We start from the raw sequence: 303 nt of genomic DNA, 5'->3' as shown, positions 1-303 counted from the left end.
TGACCGCGCCGAAGATGACGAAGAACAGGCTTCTGAGCAGGATGTTGCGGCGCAGCTCGTTCATGGTGAGATGCGCCGCCACGATCACTGCCACGAACAGGAAACGCCAGTTGAAAAGCGCCCAAAGCACCTCATGCTGGCCGAACGCCCATCTGGCGACGAGCGAACCGACAATCGTCGCGAACAGCATGATCGTCGCCCAGAACACCGCGTCGGCGGCGTGGGTGAGCACGATGCCGGCGGCGCGGATCGGCAGGATCATCATCAGCATCGCGCCGAAGAAGTAGATGGCGGCGATGGCCA

1 pseudogene is annotated in these 303 nt (G+C 62.4%); it reads right to left on the bottom strand.

The window, feature by feature from the left end:
- Nucleotides 1–303 (bottom strand): annotated as a pseudogene (locus EN874_RS33030) (hypothetical protein); the annotation flags it as partial.

Origin of the sequence: Mesorhizobium sp. M1D.F.Ca.ET.231.01.1.1, assembly GCF_003999155.2 — a bacterium.
GTDB lineage: Bacteria > Pseudomonadota > Alphaproteobacteria > Rhizobiales > Rhizobiaceae > Mesorhizobium.
This window is presented reverse-complemented; position numbering and strand designations above follow the sequence as displayed.